The following is a 19,745-nucleotide window of genomic DNA, read 5'->3' as shown; positions in this document are numbered from 1 at the left end:
GGTTCAGCTCCTGTTATCAACGTCAGTGGCCGAATGCTCCGTCTGCGCCACTTGCCAATGGCCACGGCGCATGCGCTTGGCCTGATACATCGCCCCATCGGCGGCATTGAGCAGCCCTGCCGGGTCCAGGCCGTCGTCGGGGAAGTAAGCGATGCCTACGCTCAACGAGGTGGTGATGCTGTTGCCGGTTTCCAGATGAATCGGCAGCTGCATGCTAGCGATGATCTTTTCAGCGATGCGCTCGGCGTCGCCTCGCGACTGCAAGGGCGTCAGCAGCACCGCGAACTCGTCCCCGCCGAGGCGCGCCACCAGGTCGTGTTCGCGCAATTGCGCGCGGATCCGACTGGCCACGCTGATCAGCACCTCATCCCCCGCCGAGTGGCCCAGGCTGTCGTTGATCTGTTTGAAATGGTCGCTGTCGAGGAACATCAGCGCCAGCCGCTCCTGCTGGCGGACGGCATTGCGTAGGCTACGGCTCAGGCGCCCCTCGAAGAATGCTCGATTGGGCAGGCCGGTAAGGCTGTCATGGGTCGCCTGGTGCGCCAGGTTCTCGTTCTCACTGCGCAGGTGACTGTCCCAGGCCTCCAGTTCGTCGAGCAGTGCATTGAAGTCGTTGCCCAGCTCGTTGAGCTCGGCGATCTGCGTTTCGGGTACGCGCCGGTCGAAGGTACGATCGCGGCGGGCGGCGTGAGCCACGCTGGCAAGGCTGCGCAACGGGCGAATGATGTCGCCGAACAGCCGACGCGACAGATAGAGAGCCACCACTGCACTGAGCAACGTGCAGAACACGATCCCCGCCAGGCCACTGAACAGGAAGCGCAGCAAGTTGCCGCCCTGCCCGGACACTTCGATGTGCCCGACCTTCTGTTGCTGATGCATCACCGGCAGCGTGATCGGTTCCTCCAGTAGCGCGCTGGCCACTTCCGCCTCCAGCTGGGCAAACATGCCATCATCGTCACGGTGCCAATGGGCCAGTTGCACGCCTTCGTCATTGAACACCTTGGCATCGGCCACCTCTTCGGTGGCTGCGATCAACGCCAGGGCTTCCTTCGCAGCAGGAGCATCGTCGAACACCACAGCCGCTTCGACGGTGTAGTTGATCGAGCGGGCAATCAGGTGCAGGTTGTGATTGGCATAGACGCGCAAGGCGAGCACACCGAGCAGGGTCAGGGAGACGCCTGCCAACCCTACCGCCAGCAAGGCCAATCCCAGATGGCCGCGGCCAAGTACCGAACGCAGGGTTGGGCGAACGCCAGGCTTGATGCACCTTCTCATGGCTGCACCGCCCGTCGACGAGACAACTGCAACACACTGGGATGGATTCGCACACCGCTGCGAGCGACTGAATCCAGGTTTACGTCAAAGGCCACCTGCTCGTCACTGACCCGCAGGCAAAACAGGCTGCCCACGGTGCAGGGATCGTCCGCCTCGCTGATGCTGAGCACCGGATGGCCGCTGACCGACTGGAACAGCCGCTCCCGCTCACCTTGGTCGAGCTTGCCGATATAAAGTGCGTCGCAGGCGCTGGCGACACGCTGGTCGTTCACCAACAAGCGCCGCACCTGCAAGGGCTGGCCGGAGTTCTGCACATTGCCCTTGATCAGGTCATCGGCGTATTCGGTCGGCCCTACCAGGCACAAACGCAGCGGCACTGGCTCTGCCGGCCAGCGCGCATAGCTGAGAATGCCCAGCACGACTTGGGTCACGGCCTTGGCCCGCTGTTGGACCTGAGCAGCGCTCGCAGGGGTGTCCGCCCGTGCAGGGCCTGCGAGCAGCAAGGCGGCCATCAACAGCGCAAGCGCACGGCCCATCACGCGTCCCCGAGGCGAGACAGCCACCATTTAGGAAATCCCACAAAGTCCCTTCAGATTTGGCGCAACGATAGCACAAGGCCTGCCGCTCAGAAATGTGCGCTACGTCACACTTGCTCGAGCATCAAACCGGAGATCCGTCGCACCCTGCGCGCCACCGCCTCTTCGAAAACGCCGGTGCGCGGCTCGATCAGGCTGAAACAGTGCTTGGCGCGGGTGATACCGGTATAGACCAACTCCTTGGTGAGCACCGGGTTCAATGCATCCGGCAACACCAAGGCCGTATGGCTGAACTCCGAGCCCTGGGACTTGTGCACGGTCATGGCAAACACCGTTTCCACCTCGTTGAGCCGGCTCGGCAACACAAAACGCACCCCGCCTTTGCCATCGTTGCGCGCAAAGGCCACGCGCAGTACCGGCTCGCCCAGATCATCCGGCAGACGCAAGGCAATGCCGATGTCGCCGTTCATCAGGCCCAAGCCATAATCGTTGCGCGTGACCAGCACTGGCCGGCCTTCATACCAGGGTTGCTGGTTGTCGATCAGCCCGGCGTTGCCAAGCACACGCGCCACACGTTCATTCAGACCCGCAACCCCCCAAGGGCCCTTGCGCACTGCGCAGAGCAACTGGAAGTGCTCGAAACTCTGCAGCACCTTGCTGGCCCACTGCTCCCAGCGCGGGTCATCGACGGGTGTGCCAGGGGGCGGACGATGACGACCAATGGCACGCAGATAGCTGCGGTAACCCTGGGGCCCATCGTCGCCACGGCCCAGGCCGTCCAATAGCAAGCGATCAAAAGCCCGGTCCTGTTCACCGCGCAGGGTCAGACCGAACACATCGCTCGGCGGCAGGGTCAGCAAATCACGTGCCTGCTGTGCCTGCTGGCGGTTGACCAGGCGGGCCAGCTGGCCGATGCCGCTGCCTTCGCCGAAACGGCGCGAGTAACGCAACATCACCACCTGCTGGGCCAGCGGATTGCGCTGCGCATCCCCGGGCGTGAGACCACAGCCCTCCAGCGATTGGCCGCCGACTTGCTCCAGCCAGGCCCGGGTAGCCGGGGAATAACAGCCCTCCTCGGCATCGCGACACAAATCACCCAACACCGCGCCGGCCTCGACCGAGGCCAACTGGTCCTTGTCGCCCAACAGCACCAGACGTGCCTTGGGCGGCAAGGCGTCGAGCAGGTTGGCCATCATCTCCAGGTCGATCATCGAGGCTTCGTCGACCACCAACACGTCCAGCGGTAACGGGTTGCCCGTATGGTGGCGGAAGTGCCGGGACCCCGGTCGGCTGCCCAGCAGACGGTGAACGGTGCTGACCTCGGTCGGGATCTGTGCGCGCACCTCACCGCTGACCTTCAGCCGCTCGACCTGCTGGCCGATCGACTCGGTCAAGCGGGCGGCGGCCTTGCCCGTGGGCGCCGCGAGGCGAATGCGCAAAGGGCGCCCCCTCTCCACGGCAGGCGCCTGCAACAACGCCAGCAAACGCACCACGGTGGTGGTCTTGCCGGTGCCAGGGCCGCCGGTGATGATGCTGAACGCCGCCCGCGTGGCCAGCGCACACGCAAGTTTCTGCCAGTCCACCTGCCCTGCCGGGGCGCCGCCTTCGAACAAGTGATCAAGCCGTGCGGGCAGATCCGCCGGCATGGCTTCGCTCTGGGTCAGGCGCTGGCGCAAGGCGTCGTCGATGCGCCGCTCATAGCTCCAGTAGCGGCGCAGATAGAGACGCTGGCCGCTGAGCACCAGCGGCCGGGCACCTTGCCCCGGGCTATTGCCCGCGGCCACCAGAGGGCTGGCGGCAATGCGCTGCAGCCAGGTGTCCAGGGGCAGGCTGGCGAGCAGTTGCGAGGGCAGCAGCAAAGGCCCGGCCAGTGCGTCGCCCTCCGGCGGCAGCGACAAGGCGAAATCAGGCTCGGCGAGGGTCTGCTCCAGATCGAGGCAGACATGACCATGGCCCAACTGATGACTGGCCAGGGCCGCTGCCAGCAACAACAAGGTGTCGCTGCCAGGGGCGCGCTCTTCGAGAAAATTCACGAAGGCACGGTCCAGTGCCCGCAGCCAGCCTCGCTCGACCCAGCGATCGAGCAGCACCAACAGGTCACGGCTCTCGCGCAGGGGCGCCAGAGCCGTCAGTTGTTCGGCATCTACAGGGGTAGGCAAGAGGTCATCGAGGCATCGGCTCATGGCGCGACTCCGGCAAACAGGTCCTGCTGTTCCGGCTCATGGGCACCGCGGAACAACGCATCGAGCGCCTCGATCAGCGCCCGCGGCGGCTTGGCGAAATACAAGCCATGGCCGGCGCTGTCGGCACCACGCAGGAAGATGAACACAGCACCGCCCACATGACGGTCGTAATCGTAGTCCGGCAACCGTGCCCGCAGTTGGCGATGCAGGGCCAGCAGATAGAGCACGTACTGCAGATCGTAGCGATGCTCCAGAATCGCCTGCTCCATGGCCAGGCCGTTGTAGGCCTGGGTGTCCGGACCGAGCCAGTTGGATTTGTAGTCGGCCACGTAGTAACGGCCGTCCAACTCGAATGCCAGGTCGATGAAGCCTTTGAACATGCCGTTGAGCACCGTGGGCAACGCCGCAGGACGCGCCGCTGCGCCATGGGTATGGCGGGCGACCAGATGGTCAAGGCGCACGGCATCCACTTGATGGCTGGCGAACCAGAACTCCATCTCGATCTGATAGTGACGCAGCTCGGCGAGGATCAGGCTCGGGCCGTCGGCGTGCAAGGGAAGCGGCTGGTTCAGCAACTGCCCCAGCCACTGCTCCAAGGCGGGAATCCAGCCGGTCCAGCCCCGGCGGTTACAACGTTCCCCCACGGTGCGCTTGATCAAATCCGGCTTGCCGCTGACCTCGGCGAACCCTTCCCGGCCGGCCCACTCCAGCAGGCCGTGGAGGAAGGTGCCGGGATTCGGCCCGCGAGGGAAGCGGTGAATATCGCCGCCCTCGGCGGGCACCTCACGCAATGCCTGGGTATCGACTATTTCGTCGTCCAGCAATTGCTGGGCTTGGGAACTGTCGGCGCTCAAGGTCTGATCACCGACTCGCAGGGCACTGTAGGAGGCGATCCACCAATGCTCGGCGGCGGCCCGCCGTGGCTTGCGCGCCGGCAACAGCTCGCGCTCGTCACGAGGGGGGTGGTAGCGCTGGGCGTCGGCTTCGGGCAGTACGCTGCATGTGATGTCCGCACTCGAGCCCTGCAACTGCGCAAGCCATTCGCCCAGTTCGCTGGAAGCTGCCAGAGGCAAGCCTGCGCCGAGCAGATAGCCCAGTGCACAGCGGTGCAATTGCGAGGTCTTCTGACTGCCGCGCTTGAGGTCGGCGACACCCAGCCAGCAGGCATACTGTGCACGGGTCAGGGCCACGTAGAGCAGGCGCAGATCTTCGGCCAGGCGTTCATCATCGGCGCGGGCGATCTGTGTTTCGTCGGGTGTCAGGGTGAGGTGGATCCGGCCTTGGCTATCGTGCCAGGTCAGAGGCAGGCGCTGACCATCCACCGGTTTGCTCGTGCAGATGAACGGCAAATAGACCAAGGGGTATTCCAGCCCCTTGGATTTGTGAATGGTCACTACCTTGACCAGTTGCTCGTCGCTTTCAAGGCGCAGGATTTGCTCTTCGCCGGCGTGACCAGCATTGGCCAGGTGTTCGGCCAGGTGGCGGATCAAGGCCTGCTCACCGTCCAACTCACTCGCCGCCTGCTGCAGCAACTCCGCCAGGTGCAGCAAGTTGGTCAGCACCCGCTCGCCGTCGCTGCGGGCCATGAGCATGCGCGGCAGCTGGAAGTCATGCAGCAGGCGGCGCAGCATCGGCAACACGCCCTGACGCTGCCAGGTCTCGCGGTACTGACGAAAACGCATGACCCAACCTTCCCACACGCGCTCGTCCTGGTTCAGGCGGTCCAGATCGGCGAGTGGCAGGTCGAGGGTCAGGCTGGCCAGGGCGCCCTTGAGCAGACGCTCGGAATCCGGCTCGGCACAGGCCTTGAGCCAGACCAACAAGTCATGGGCTTCTTGGGCGGCGAAGACCGAGTCCTTGTCCGACAGATACACGCTGCGTACATCGCGGGCCGCAAGCTCGGCGCGTATCAACTGGGCCTCTCGGCCATCGCGTACGAGGATGGCGATGTCCGACGGCAAGCAGGGGCGAAGCGTGCCCTGGCTGTCGAGCAGTCCGCTCATGCCTTGCTGGCCGCCATTGAGCAGGCCGACGATATGACTGGCGCAACTGGCCGCCAGTTGCTGGCGGTAGAGCGTGCTGGAGACCGGCTCCTCGCTTTGCAGTTGCCAGCATTGCAACGCCGCAGCGGGCTGGCCGTCGATCATCAATCGCTCATCGCGCCCCTTGGCACGGACCTCGACGAAGGGCAAGGGGTTGTCCTGGCCCTCGCGGAACAGGAAGGCGCCGCGCCCCTGGCGGCGCTCTTCGGCCTGGAGAAACACGCGATTGACCGCCGTTACCATCGCCTGGCTGGAACGGTAGTTGGTATCCAGACTGTGCAAGCGCCCTGCCGTGGCGCGGCGGGCGGCCAGGTAGGTGAAAATGTCGGCCCCACGGAAGGCGTAGATCGCCTGCTTGGGATCGCCAATCATGAACAGACCGGTCTCTCTATGGTTCTCGCTGATCCGGTAGATGCGCTCGAAGATGCCGTATTGCACCGGGTCAGTGTCTTGGAACTCGTCGATCAGCGCTACCGGGAACTGCTCGCGAATCAAACCGGCCAGACGCTCGCCAGACTCGCTGGTCAACGCTTGCTCCAAACGCAAGAGCATGTCGTCAAAACCCATCTCGGCGCGCTTGCGCTTCTCCACCTCGAAACGGGCCGACACCCAGGTCGCGGCGTGCTCCAGCAGCCGCGCATCGGGGCTGGCCAGCCCCTGCAATTGCTCACGCAGGCTCTGCATGGCATGCAGGGCGGGATGATCAGGCGGCTCGCCGGACTTCCAGGCTTCTGCCATGCCCGCAGGCGTCAGTCGGGTGAAACCGGTGCCCAAATCCAGCTCAAGTACTTGATCGTCACCGGCCCAGGCCCGCAGCTTGTCGAACCAAGGCTCGAAGAAGCGTGCCTGCAGCTTGCGGCCGTCCGCCAGTTTTCCGGCCACAGCCGCCTGGCAAATCCGGTGCAGTTCATCGGCCCATTGCCCCCAGGGCGCCTTGAGCTGGCACAGCTGCGCGGCCCGCTCGCGCAAGGCCTGCTCGATCAACGCTTGCGGCTGAGCATCATCCACCTCACCGCGCACCCGCCCAAACAATGGGCGGATACGTGGCAGCAACGCGTCGGGGCTGCCCCACTGGTTGCGTACCCAGGCCAGGGCTTCGCCTTGCATGCTGTAACAGAAACGCCGCCAGTAATCGCGCATGACCTGACCCAGCAACTCGCTGTGATCGGTCTCCAGGCTCTGGGTGAACAAGCTTCCGCTGTCGAAGGCGTGCTCGCGCAACATACGCTGGCACCAACCGTGGATGGTCGACACCGCGGCTTCGTCCATCCACTGGACCGCAACGTCGAGGCGACTGGCGCAACGCGCCCACTGCTCGGCGGGATAATCATCGCGCAACATCTGCAGCAGCGGATCAGCTTCGGCCAGCTCACCGCGGAAGAACCGTGCCGCTTCGGCCAGGCGAGCACGGATCCGCTCACGCAACTCTTTGGTGGCAGCGTCGGTGAAGGTCACCACCAGGATCTGTGGCGGCAGCAGCTCACGGCCAAAGCCTTGCTCGCCGCCATGGCCTAGGATCAGGCGCAGGTACAACGCCGATATGGTGAACGTCTTGCCGGTGCCAGCACTGGCCTCGATCAGTTGGCTGCCGTGCAATGGAAAGCTCAGGGCCAAGGGGCGGGCCTGGGTCATGCGGCATTCTCCGGATTGCCCAGGGTCTGCCAGGGCGCTGCGAACAAGGGGCGGTACAGGGTCTCGCACCAACCTTCGAAGGTTTCATCGGCGCACAGCGCGGCGAAGTCAGGGAACTGACGTGCCAAGGCAAGGCTCTCGCCGCGCTCGCCGGTGGTGTTCTGCCCATCGCCCTCGTAGGCGCGGACTGCTGAGGCCAGGGCTTTGTCCGGATCGCTCTGGGCCAACCAGGCGAACGCGGTCTTGGCGGCCACGGGCAGCGGCGCATTCATGGCCGCCTGGCGAGCCACGATCAGGTCGCCCAAAAGCTCCGCCGCCTGGGGCTGCGGCAGCGGGTCGAGCAACAATGTCAGGTCGCTGGCGACCATGGCGGTATGCAATGGATAGCCTGCGGCACAGGCCGCCAGATGTACGACCCAGGCAGGGATCAGGCGATGCCATTTACGGCTATTGCGTCCGGCACTCAGGGTGTTGGGTACGGTGGTGATGCTCAGAAGGCTCAGGTCCTGGGCTTGGTACACCCTCCCCAACCAGCCTTCCAGACGCTGCGTTGCGTGGTCGAAATGAATCGGCAGCGCCCCATCGACCACGGTAGGCCAACGTTGCAGCAACTGGCGATGACGCTGCAGCAGGTCAGGTAGGGGCTGGATCAGCTCGGCCTGGAGGATTTCGCCGAACCCCGCCAGCGGCAGCAGGCCGCAGGCCTGAAGGCGACGAGCCTGGCTCAGCAGCGCGTGATCGGCGTTGTCGGGATCGGCCAGCGCGGCGCCGAGCAGGCTTTCGCTCAGCCCGTAGCGCTGCAAAGCATCGAGCACGAAGGGTTCTTCATCCGGCGTTGGCGTTTCCAAGGCCTCGAAGAACACTTTCAGACGCTGACTGAAGAAGTGCCGCACAGGGTGACGCAGAAAATCCTGCAACTGGGTGAGGCTCAACGCCTCCTCGGCTACATAGGGCGGCAGCGTGTCACGACAGGCCACAGGATCCGTGTCGAGCTGGTGCAATACCTGCCACTCATGGGCGTAGCTGAACAACGCGCTGCCTTTCTGGAAATAACGTTGGCTGAAGGGTTGGAGGGGATGCTCCTGGGTCAGGGCATGCAGCAACTGCTCACCAGGGTTTTCCCGCAGCCCCTCCTTGGCGCCCGCCAGACGCCAACCTGCGGCGAGGTGGTCGCGCAACTGGCCGATCAACACCGATGCGGGACGCTCGCTGTTGTCACGAATGCTGCGCCCGACCCAACTGATATAGAGCTGGTCACGCGCCGAGAGCAGGGCTTCAAGCAACAGGTAACGGTCATCTTCACGGCGGGAGCGATCACCAGGGCGGTAGTCGCTGGCCATCAGATCGAAGTCCAGCGGCGGCTGGGCACGTGGGTAGTCGCCGTCATTCATGCCCAGCAGGCACACCACCCGGAAGGGGATCGCGCGCATGGGCATGAGCGTGCAAAAGTTCACCGAACCTGCCAGGAAACGTTGGGACAACTTGCCTTGGTCCAGCCCCGACAACCAGGCCTCACGAACCACCGTTAGCGGCAACACGTCTTGCAAGCCAACCGCTTCGCACGTGGCCAACCAGGTGTCGCGCAAATCCTGCAGCTGCATCAACAGGAACTCGTCCTGCTCATCCTCGGCGAGGAAGAACACTTGTAGCAGCGCTTGCAGACGCTCGCCCCACTCGCGCGCCGTAGCCGGCTGCGACAAGGCTTCGCATGCCACATCGAGCGCGTCGAGCAGGGCCACGAGCGGGCCGATCAAGGCAGCATCGAGGCCACCGATTTCATCATAGGGCTCGATCTCGTCGAAGCCCTCCCCGACACCGACGGCATACCCTAGCAACATGCGTCGCAGGCCAAACCGCCAGCTGTTCTGCTCCAGGCCTTCAGGCAGTCCCAGGGTCGCACGTTGTTTGGCGCTCAGTCCCCAGCGGATGCCGGCGCCCTCGATCCAGCGATGCAAGGTCGGCAAATCGCTCTGTGCGATGGCAAAGCGCGCACGAAGCGCAGGGACGTCCAGCAGGTCGAGCACTTCGCTGACGGCAAAGCGACTCTCGGGCAACTTGAGCAGATGCTCCAGAGCGATCAGCAGCGGTTCTCGACCACGCTGGCCTTGGTCGGTGAGAGTGAAAGGAATGTAGCGAGGGTCGTTGCGCTCAAGTTGGCCGAAGACCGCGCGGATATGCGGTGCATAGTCGTCGATGGCCGGCAGCATGACGATGACATCACGCGGGCGCAGCGTGGGATCTGCACTGAAGCGGGCCAGCAACTGGTCATGAAGGATCTCCACTTCTCGCTGCGGACTGTGGGCCACATGGAAGCGCACCGAGCGATCCTTGGCGGGATCGACAGGAGCCCACTGCTCGCGGGTTTCGGCCAGTGGGCGCAACTCGAGAATGTCATCCTGCAACTGGCGAAGCAGGCAGTTTGGCTCAGACTCTTGGAAAAGGTCGATGCGACCCTCGCTGAATACACCGCGGTAGCTGCCGGGGTCATCATAACTGTCGAGAAGGTTGATGTAGTCACGGCCCTGCTTGCCCCAGGCAGCCAGTAATGGATGAGCATGCTGATGCAGGCTTTCGTCATCCAATTGCAAGGGGGTGCCGTGCTTGCGCTGCTGACGCTTGTACTGATGACGTAGCAGGTCCTTGTCTGCAACGATATCTGCCCAATGATGGCGGCATGGATTATGCACGCACAGCAGCACCTGACTGAAGCGAGCAAGCCCCGCCAGCGCCTCGAGTGCTTGGGCAGGTAAGGACGAAATGCCGAAAACGATCACCCGTTTCGGCAAGCCGGAGGGCGCTTGGTCCAGGCTGTTGATACGTTCGATGAAACGCTGGTGCACCCCGGCGCGACTCTGCGCCATGCCCGCCTCGCCGACATCCTCGAGCAAAGCTCGCCATAGCTGCGCCTGCCAGCGATTACCGGCGGGTAAGGGCTTGCGTTCGCCACGAGCGCTATTGAGTACATGCTCGCCTACTGCCCAATCCTTGAGCCAGTCGGCGCGATAGACTTGGTATTGGTCGAACAGGTCCGCCAAGCGCTCGGCCAATTGGTAACGCTTGCGCAGATCACCATCGTCCGTGAGGAAACGGCGCAGCGGTTCGAAATGGGGGCGCTCGATCAACTCAGGAAGCAGGCGCATCAAGCGCCAAGTGAGGGGAGCTTTGTCCAGCAACGAAACCTCAGGAATTTCATCGCGCCCCAGAACACGGCGATACAACTGCCACATGAAACTGCCCGGCAACTGGACATCGATAGCAGCCGCAATCCCACATCCGCCTTGATCGCCCTCCTGCGGGTCTTCGGCCAGGGCCAACTTGAGCCATTGGGCGATGCCATTGCTTTGAACCAGCGCGATCTCGTTCTCCAGCGGTGCCAAGGGATAACGACGCATCACACCCACTACCAGATGGCGCAAGTCATCCAGACGGTTGCCTTGAACGATCATGAAACCTGGATGCAGGGAGGATGTGTCGGTCATTGAGCGTCTCAGCCGGGGAGGTTCTGGTAGGGAACCATATCACAGGGGCTGCGCATCGCCCGAGGTGTTGCAGGCCCCATATCGCTGTAGGAAGCGCCTTTCTGGAAAGTACTGATTGGGCTGCCAATATGGCTGCAGAAAAGACAAAACCCCTACCTGCTCACGCAGATAGGGGTTTTGCGAAATGAATCTTGACGATGACCTACTCTCACATGGGGAAGCCCCACACTACCATCGGCGATGCATCGTTTCACTACTGAGTTCGGGATGGGATCAGGTGGTTCCAATGCTCTATGGTCGTCAAGAAATTCTGTTGCCAGACTGTCTTATGACACTCCAGCCAATTCGGATATGTGATCGTTGTGGTTGCGAACTTTCGGTTCTTTCGTCTTCACCACCGCAATCTGCAGAAGCAAATTGCTTGGGTGTTATATGGTCAAGCCTCACGGGCAATTAGTATCGGTTAGCTCAACGCCTCACAGCGCTTACACACCCGACCTATCAACGTCGTAGTCTTCGACGGCCCTTTAGGGGATTCAAGATCCCAGTGAGATCTCATCTTGAGGCAAGTTTCCCGCTTAGATGCTTTCAGCGGTTATCTCTTCCGAACATAGCTACCCGGCAATGCCACTGGCGTGACAACCGGAACACCAGAGGTTCGTCCACTCCGGTCCTCTCGTACTAGGAGCAGCCCCTCTCAAATCTCAAACGTCCACGGCAGATAGGGACCGAACTGTCTCACGACGTTCTAAACCCAGCTCGCGTACCACTTTAAATGGCGAACAGCCATACCCTTGGGACCGGCTTCAGCCCCAGGATGTGATGAGCCGACATCGAGGTGCCAAACACCGCCGTCGATATGAACTCTTGGGCGGTATCAGCCTGTTATCCCCGGAGTACCTTTTATCCGTTGAGCGATGGCCCTTCCATACAGAACCACCGGATCACTAAGACCTACTTTCGTACCTGCTCGACGTGTGGGTCTCGCAGTCAAGCGCGCTTTTGCCTTTATACTCTGCGACCGATTTCCGACCGGTCTGAGCGCACCTTCGTACTCCTCCGTTACTCTTTGGGAGGAGACCGCCCCAGTCAAACTACCCACCATACACTGTCCTCGATCCGGATCACGGACCTGAGTTAGAACCTCAAGGTTGCCAGGGTGGTATTTCAAGGATGGCTCCATGAGAACTGGCGTCCCCACTTCAAAGCCTCCCACCTATCCTACACAAGCAAGCTCAAAGTCCAGTGCAAAGCTATAGTAAAGGTTCACGGGGTCTTTCCGTCTAGCCGCGGATACACTGCATCTTCACAGCGATTTCAATTTCACTGAGTCTCGGGTGGAGACAGCGCCGCCATCGTTACGCCATTCGTGCAGGTCGGAACTTACCCGACAAGGAATTTCGCTACCTTAGGACCGTTATAGTTACGGCCGCCGTTTACCGGGGCTTCGATCAAGAGCTTCGCTTGCGCTAACCCCATCAATTAACCTTCCGGCACCGGGCAGGCGTCACACCCTATACGTCCACTTTCGTGTTTGCAGAGTGCTGTGTTTTTAATAAACAGTCGCAGCGGCCTGGTATCTTCGACCGGCATGGGCTTACGGAGCAAGTCCTTCACCCTCGCCGGCGCACCTTCTCCCGAAGTTACGGTGCCATTTTGCCTAGTTCCTTCACCCGAGTTCTCTCAAGCGCCTTGGTATTCTCTACCCGACCACCTGTGTCGGTTTGGGGTACGGTTCCCAGTTATCTGAAGCTTAGGAGCTTTTCTTGGAAGCATGGCATCAACCACTTCGTCGCCTAAAGGCAACTCGTCATCAGCTCTCGGCCTTGAAATCCCGGATTTGCCTAAGATTTCAGCCTACCACCTTAAACTTGGACAACCAACGCCAAGCTGGCCTAGCCTTCTCCGTCCCTCCATCGCAATAACTGGAAGTACAGGAATATTAACCTGTTTTCCATCGACTACGCTTTTCAGCCTCGCCTTAGGGACCGACTAACCCTGCGTCGATTAACGTTGCGCAGGAAACCTTGGTCTTTCGGCGTGCGAGTTTTTCACTCGCATTGTCGTTACTCATGTCAGCATTCGCACTTCTGATACCTCCAGCAAGCTTCTCAACTCACCTTCACAGGCTTACAGAACGCTCCTCTACCGCATCACCTAAGTGATACCCGTAGCTTCGGTGCATGGTTTGAGCCCCGTTACATCTTCCGCGCAGGCCGACTCGACTAGTGAGCTATTACGCTTTCTTTAAAGGATGGCTGCTTCTAAGCCAACCTCCTAGCTGTCTAAGCCTTCCCACATCGTTTCCCACTTAACCATGACTTTGGGACCTTAGCTGACGGTCTGGGTTGTTTCCCTTTTCACGACGGACGTTAGCACCCGCCGTGTGTCTCCCATGCTCGGCACTTCCAGGTATTCGGAGTTTGCATCGGTTTGGTAAGTCGGGATGACCCCCTAGCCGAAACAGTGCTCTACCCCCTGGAGTGATACATGAGGCGCTACCTAAATAGCTTTCGAGGAGAACCAGCTATCTCCGAGCTTGATTAGCCTTTCACTCCGATCCACAGGTCATCCGCTAACTTTTCAACGGTAGTCGGTTCGGTCCTCCAGTCAGTGTTACCTAACCTTCAACCTGCCCATGGATAGATCGCCCGGTTTCGGGTCTATACCCAGCGACTAAACGCCCTATTAAGACTCGCTTTCGCTACGCCTCCCCTATTCGGTTAAGCTCGCCACTGAATATAAGTCGCTGACCCATTATACAAAAGGTACGCAGTCACCTAACAAAGTAGGCTCCCACTGCTTGTACGCATACGGTTTCAGGTTCTATTTCACTCCCCTCTCCGGGGTTCTTTTCGCCTTTCCCTCACGGTACTGGTTCACTATCGGTCAGTCAGTAGTATTTAGCCTTGGAGGATGGTCCCCCCATGTTCAGACAAAGTTTCTCGTGCTCCGTCCTACTCGATTTCATTGATAAGAGACTTTCGTGTACGGGGCTATCACCCACTATGGCCGCACTTTCCAGAGCGTTCCACTAATCTCAAATCAACTTAAGGGCTGGTCCCCGTTCGCTCGCCACTACTAAGGGAATCTCGGTTGATTTCTTTTCCTCAGGGTACTTAGATGTTTCAGTTCCCCTGGTTCGCCTCTTGCACCTATGGATTCAGTACAAGATACCTAGGTTATCCTAGGTGGGTTCCCCCATTCAGAGATCTCTGGATCACAGTCTGTTTGCCGACTCCCCAAAGCTTATCGCAGGCTACCACGTCTTTCATCGCCTCTGACTGCCAAGGCATCCACCGTATGCGCTTCTTCACTTGACCATATAACCCCAAGCAATCTGGTTATACTGGGCGGTTGCAGGAGCTGAGTGCAACACGGTCATTGAATTGAAACTGGAGCATCATGCCGCATAGCCATGGCCTTCTGCATCACCTCGCCCATAACTTCGATTGGGCATTTGAAGTCGAAGCGCTTACGCGGTCGCATATTCAGTTGCAGCGCAATGGCGTCCAGCTCCTCCTGGCTATGTACCGACAGGTCTGTGCCCTTGGGCAAGTACTGGCGAATCAGGCCGTTGATGTTTTCGTTGCTGCCGCGCTGCCAGGGGCTGTGCGGGTCGCAAAAGTAGATCGCCACGCCGGTTCTTTGGGTGATCTCGGCGTGTCGTGCCATCTCCCGGCCCTGGTCGTAAGTCATGCTCTTGCGCATCTCCAGCGGCATGCTATTGAGCGCGGCGCTGAAGCCTTCCAGCGCCGAAGTCGCCGTCGCGTCGTTCATCTTCACCAACATCAGGTACCCACTGGTGCGTTCCACCAGCGTACCGACGGACGAGGCGTTGGCCTTACCCTTGATGAGGTCGCCTTCCCAATGCCCCGGCATCAGCCTGTCTTCAATCTCCGGCGGGCGCACATGAATACTGACCATCTCGGGGATCTGGCCGCGCCGATCCACGCCACCAGAGCGCGGCCGGCGCGTCGTCTTGCCTTGGCGCAGACAGATGATCAGCTCCTTACGCAGCTCACCCACTGGCAGGGCATAGATCGCGTTGTAGATCGTCTCGCGACAGACGTAGGCATCTCTGAGGCTAGGTATGTTCATGTGGCGCAGCTTGCCGGCAATCTGTTCGGGAGACAAACGCTCACGCAGCATATGAACCACCAGTTCGAAGCGCTCGCTCCCCGGCAGCAGCTTTCGGCTCGGTCGACAGACTTGGCGGCGGGCCTTCATCTGCTCCTGGGCCGCGCGGGCCGAGTAGCTGCCACAGACATCTCGATTGCGGCGCAGCTCTCGACTGATGGTCGAAGGAGACCTATTGATCAGGCGAGCAATCCTGCGCAGGCTGAAGCCCTGGGCGTGGCCGATTTGGATGGTGGCGCGTTCTTCAACGCTGAGTTCGGTATATGACATAGGGGCAGCACCGTACCGGAAAGGTCAGGTGTTGCACTCAGTTTTTGCCGCCGCCCTGTGAAGACGACATTCGCCGAAAATTCGCATGTTGCTCAATAAAGAGCAGAACTCACAAATTTTACCTTAGCCTGATGGCCCACCAGTGAAAGTGGTCATCAGTCTATCTATCACATATCCGAATTTTTAAAGAACGATCTGACAAAAGTCAGAAATCAACATTCACGTTGGAATGCTCATTTCTAAGTTCTGCAGGTAACGGCAAGTGGTGGAGCCAAGCGGGATCGAACCGCTGACCTCCTGCGTGCAAGGCAGGCGCTCTCCCAGCTGAGCTATGGCCCCGTAGTCATCTGCACCAAGCTAATGGTAGGTCTGGGCAGATTTGAACTGCCGACCTCACCCTTATCAGGGGTGCGCTCTAACCAACTGAGCTACAGACCTATAACAGGGTCGCGTTACAGCATCGTCTTCTTCAAAGAATCAAGCAATTCGTGTGGGAGCTCATCAGCAGGCTGATGTCTTCGATTAAGGAGGTGATCCAGCCGCAGGTTCCCCTACGGCTACCTTGTTACGACTTCACCCCAGTCATGAATCACACCGTGGTAACCGTCCCCCCGAAGGTTAGACTAGCTACTTCTGGTGCAACCCACTCCCATGGTGTGACGGGCGGTGTGTACAAGGCCCGGGAACGTATTCACCGCGACATTCTGATTCGCGATTACTAGCGATTCCGACTTCACGCAGTCGAGTTGCAGACTGCGATCCGGACTACGATCGGTTTTGTGAGATTAGCTCCACCTCGCGGCTTGGCAACCCTCTGTACCGACCATTGTAGCACGTGTGTAGCCCAGGCCGTAAGGGCCATGATGACTTGACGTCATCCCCACCTTCCTCCGGTTTGTCACCGGCAGTCTCCTTAGAGTGCCCACCATAACGTGCTGGTAACTAAGGACAAGGGTTGCGCTCGTTACGGGACTTAACCCAACATCTCACGACACGAGCTGACGACAGCCATGCAGCACCTGTGTCAGAGTTCCCGAAGGCACCAATCCATCTCTGGAAAGTTCTCTGCATGTCAAGGCCTGGTAAGGTTCTTCGCGTTGCTTCGAATTAAACCACATGCTCCACCGCTTGTGCGGGCCCCCGTCAATTCATTTGAGTTTTAACCTTGCGGCCGTACTCCCCAGGCGGTCAACTTAATGCGTTAGCTGCGCCACTAAAATCTCAAGGATTCCAACGGCTAGTTGACATCGTTTACGGCGTGGACTACCAGGGTATCTAATCCTGTTTGCTCCCCACGCTTTCGCACCTCAGTGTCAGTATCAGTCCAGGTGGTCGCCTTCGCCACTGGTGTTCCTTCCTATATCTACGCATTTCACCGCTACACAGGAAATTCCACCACCCTCTACCATACTCTAGCTCGCCAGTTTTGGATGCAGTTCCCAGGTTGAGCCCGGGGCTTTCACATCCAACTTAACGAACCACCTACGCGCGCTTTACGCCCAGTAATTCCGATTAACGCTTGCACCCTCTGTATTACCGCGGCTGCTGGCACAGAGTTAGCCGGTGCTTATTCTGTCGGTAACGTCAAAACAGCAAGGTATTAACTTACTGCCCTTCCTCCCAACTTAAAGTGCTTTACAATCCGAAGACCTTCTTCACACACGCGGCATGGCTGGATCAGGCTTTCGCCCATTGTCCAATATTCCCCACTGCTGCCTCCCGTAGGAGTCTGGACCGTGTCTCAGTTCCAGTGTGACTGATCATCCTCTCAGACCAGTTACGGATCGTCGCCTTGGTGAGCCTTTACCTCACCAACTAGCTAATCCGACCTAGGCTCATCTGATAGCGTGAGGTCCGAAGATCCCCCACTTTCTCCCGTAGGACGTATGCGGTATTAGCGCTCCTTTCGGAACGTTGTCCCCCACTACCAGGCAGATTCCTAGGCATTACTCACCCGTCCGCCGCTGAATCAAGGAGCAAGCTCCCGTCATCCGCTCGACTTGCATGTGTTAGGCCTGCCGCCAGCGTTCAATCTGAGCCATGATCAAACTCTTCAGTTCAATACTGCTTGGGTTTTTAAGAAACCCTAAACTTGGCTCAGCAATCTCAAATGACTATGTGATTTCTCGCATGGCCACTTGTGATGCTGATAATCTTGGCGACAATCAGTCCGTACTCACAAGCACCCACACGAATTGCTTGATTCGATTGTTAAAGAGCGATTTGGTTAAGCGCTTTGCTCAACCGAGGCCGCGCATTCTACGCTTTCCTCTAAGTCTGTCAAGCGTTTATTTTGAAGTTTTTTCCGAGAAACCCGTTCAACTTCAACCGCTTAACTCGCTGCGATCTCTCGTAGCGGGAGGCGAATCATACAGCGTTAAAACCTGCTGTCAACTGCCTTTTTCACCGCTGCCGATCAGAAGACCGAAGCCCTTCCGACACTACCTGAAGCGTTCAACTCGTTGATTATCAAGGAGTTTTGCGTTTCGACTGCGTCGGAAGTGGGGCGCATTATAAGGGGATTCGAAACCCCGTCAACACTTATTTTCAAAAAACCTTAATCCGGCTGAAAAGCAAAACGGGGTGGCCTGGCGGCCTCCCCGTTTTGCTTTTGGGCTTGCTCTATCTCTTACAGGCTTGGGAACGCGAACTGCGAAGCCTCATGGCTGGCACGCTGTGGCCAACGCTGGGTGATAGCCTTGCGACGGGTATAGAAGCGCACACCATCCGGGCCATAAGCATGCAGATCGCCGAACAGCGAACGCTTCCAGCCACCGAAGCTATGGTAGGCAACCGGTACCGGCAACGGCACGTTCACCCCTACCATGCCGACTTCGATCTCGTCGCAGAACAGGCGCGCCGCTTCACCGTCACGGGTGAAGATGCAGGTGCCGTTGCCATATTCATGCTCGTTGATCAGTTGCATGGCCTCTTCGAGGCTCTTCACACGTACCACGCACAGCACAGGGCCGAAGATCTCTTCTTTATAGATGCGCATTTCTGGCGTGACGTGGTCGAACAGGGTGCCGCCCACGAAATAGCCATCCTCATGGCCGGTCACGCGCAGACCACGCCCATCGACGACCAACTTGGCACCAGCCGCCACACCGTCATCGATGTAGCCAACCACTTTGTCACGGGCAGCCGCGGTCACCAGCGGGCCCATGTCCAGGCCACAGGAGGTACCGGCGCCGATCTTCAGCGCCTTGATCTGCGGCTCCAGCTTGGCGATCAGCGCATCTGCGACCTGGTCGCCCACGCACACGGCAACCGAGATGGCCATGCAGCGCTCGCCGCAAGAACCATAAGCCGCCCCCATCAGCGCACTGACGGCGTTGTCCAGGTCGGCGTCGGGCATCAGTACCGCGTGGTTCTTGGCGCCGCCCAGAGCCTGGACACGCTTGCCGCGCTTGGTGCCTTCGGCATAGATGTATTCGGCGATCGGCGTCGAACCGACGAAGCTCAAGGCCTTGACCTCTGGCGCTTCAATCAATGCGTCGACCGCTTCCTTGTCGCCATGGACGACATTCAGGATGCCTTTGGGCAGGCCGGCCTCATGCAGCAATTGGGCGATGAACAGGGTCGAGCTCGGGTCACGCTCGGACGGTTTGAGGATGAAGGCGTTGCCACAGACGATGGCCAGCGGGTACATCCACAGCGGCACCATGGCCGGGAAGTTGAACGGGGTGATACCGGCAACGATGCCCAGCGGCTGGAAGTCGGACCATGCGTCGATGTTCGGACCTACGTTGCGGCTGTATTCGCCCTTGAGCAGCTCGGGTGCGGCGCAGGCGAACTCGACGTTCTCGATACCGCGCTTGAGCTCACCCGCAGCGTCTTCCAGGGTCTTGCCGTGCTCTTCGCTGATCAATTGCGAGATACGTGCTTCGTTCTGCTCCAGCAGTTGCTTGAAGCGAAACATCACTTGGGCACGCTTGGCCGGCGGCATATTGCGCCAGGCCGGGAAGGCTGCCTTGGCTGCGTCGATGGCTTCTTGAATGGTTGCGCGGCTGGCCAGTTCGACCTTGCGGGAACTCTCGCCGGTGGACGGGTTGAAGACATCGGCGGTGCGCTCACCCTTGGAAACCAGCTCGCCGTTGATCAGGTGCTGAACGATGCTCATGCAAAACTCCAGATAAAGAAGGTTGATGCAGGCGCATGAACATGCGCCTGCCGTCAGAGTCGGAA

At 59.9% G+C, this 19,745-nt stretch carries 7 protein-coding genes, 2 tRNA genes and 3 rRNA genes; all 12 read right to left on the bottom strand.

Going from position 1 to position 19,745, the window contains the following annotated elements; translation table 11 throughout:
• Nucleotides 1-3: 3 nt before the first annotated feature.
• Entirely contained in the window at nucleotides 4-1,275 is a 1,272-nt protein-coding gene (dgcN, locus tag J5X93_RS03400) for a diguanylate cyclase DgcN/YfiN (protein WP_043215249.1), read from the bottom strand.
• Nucleotides 1,272-1,811 carry a regulatory sequestration protein YfiR gene (yfiR, locus tag J5X93_RS03395; RefSeq protein ID WP_232111639.1) on the bottom strand — a complete coding sequence of 180 codons (540 nt, stop codon included), beginning with the start codon at nucleotides 1,809-1,811 and terminating at the stop codon, nucleotides 1,272-1,274. The genes dgcN and yfiR overlap by 4 nt, the downstream gene beginning before the upstream one ends.
• A 107-nt stretch (nucleotides 1,812-1,918) precedes the next feature.
• Nucleotides 1,919-3,994, bottom strand: a complete 2,076-nt coding sequence (gene recD / locus J5X93_RS03390) for an exodeoxyribonuclease V subunit alpha (protein WP_197853205.1) — start codon at nucleotides 3,992-3,994, stop codon at nucleotides 1,919-1,921.
• Nucleotides 3,991-7,668 (bottom strand): exodeoxyribonuclease V subunit beta, encoded by a 3,678-nt coding sequence (gene recB / locus J5X93_RS03385; RefSeq protein ID WP_250034427.1) that lies wholly within the window; start codon nucleotides 7,666-7,668, stop codon nucleotides 3,991-3,993. Before recB ends, recD begins: the two co-directional genes overlap by 4 nt.
• Entirely contained in the window at nucleotides 7,665-11,147 is a 3,483-nt protein-coding gene (gene recC, locus J5X93_RS03380) for an exodeoxyribonuclease V subunit gamma (protein WP_182817112.1), read from the bottom strand. The genes recB and recC overlap by 4 nt, the downstream gene beginning before the upstream one ends.
• Before the next feature lie 189 nt (nucleotides 11,148-11,336).
• Nucleotides 11,337-11,452: ribosomal RNA gene (gene rrf / locus J5X93_RS03375) — 5S ribosomal RNA — on the bottom strand.
• Nucleotides 11,453-11,579: 127 nt separating this feature from the next.
• Nucleotides 11,580-14,470: ribosomal RNA gene (locus J5X93_RS03370) — 23S ribosomal RNA — on the bottom strand.
• A 58-nt stretch (nucleotides 14,471-14,528) separates the two neighbouring features.
• Nucleotides 14,529-15,557, bottom strand: coding sequence for an IS30-like element ISPsp8 family transposase (locus tag J5X93_RS03365; RefSeq protein ID WP_050161940.1), 1,029 nt, complete (start codon nucleotides 15,555-15,557; stop codon nucleotides 14,529-14,531).
• Between the two features lie 263 nt (nucleotides 15,558-15,820).
• Nucleotides 15,821-15,896: transfer RNA gene (locus J5X93_RS03360), tRNA-Ala, on the bottom strand.
• 22 nt (nucleotides 15,897-15,918) lie between these two features.
• A tRNA-Ile gene (locus J5X93_RS03355) sits at nucleotides 15,919-15,995 on the bottom strand.
• An 85-nt stretch (nucleotides 15,996-16,080) separates the two neighbouring features.
• Nucleotides 16,081-17,617, bottom strand: a 16S ribosomal RNA gene (locus J5X93_RS03350).
• The 16S, 23S and 5S rRNA genes sit together here with 2 tRNA genes alongside, the layout of an rRNA operon.
• A gap of 569 nt (nucleotides 17,618-18,186) precedes the next feature.
• Complete coding sequence (locus J5X93_RS03345) at nucleotides 18,187-19,680, bottom strand: CoA-acylating methylmalonate-semialdehyde dehydrogenase (RefSeq protein WP_043207811.1); 1,494 nt, start codon at nucleotides 19,678-19,680, stop codon at nucleotides 18,187-18,189.
• Between the last annotated feature and the right edge of the window lie 65 nt (nucleotides 19,681-19,745).

The organism is Pseudomonas sp. BYT-1, from assembly GCF_023611805.1.
Taxonomy (GTDB): Bacteria; Pseudomonadota; Gammaproteobacteria; order Pseudomonadales; family Pseudomonadaceae; genus Aquipseudomonas; species Aquipseudomonas guariconensis.
Note: the sequence above shows the minus strand (reverse complement) of the source record. Positions and strands in the feature narration are given on the sequence as shown.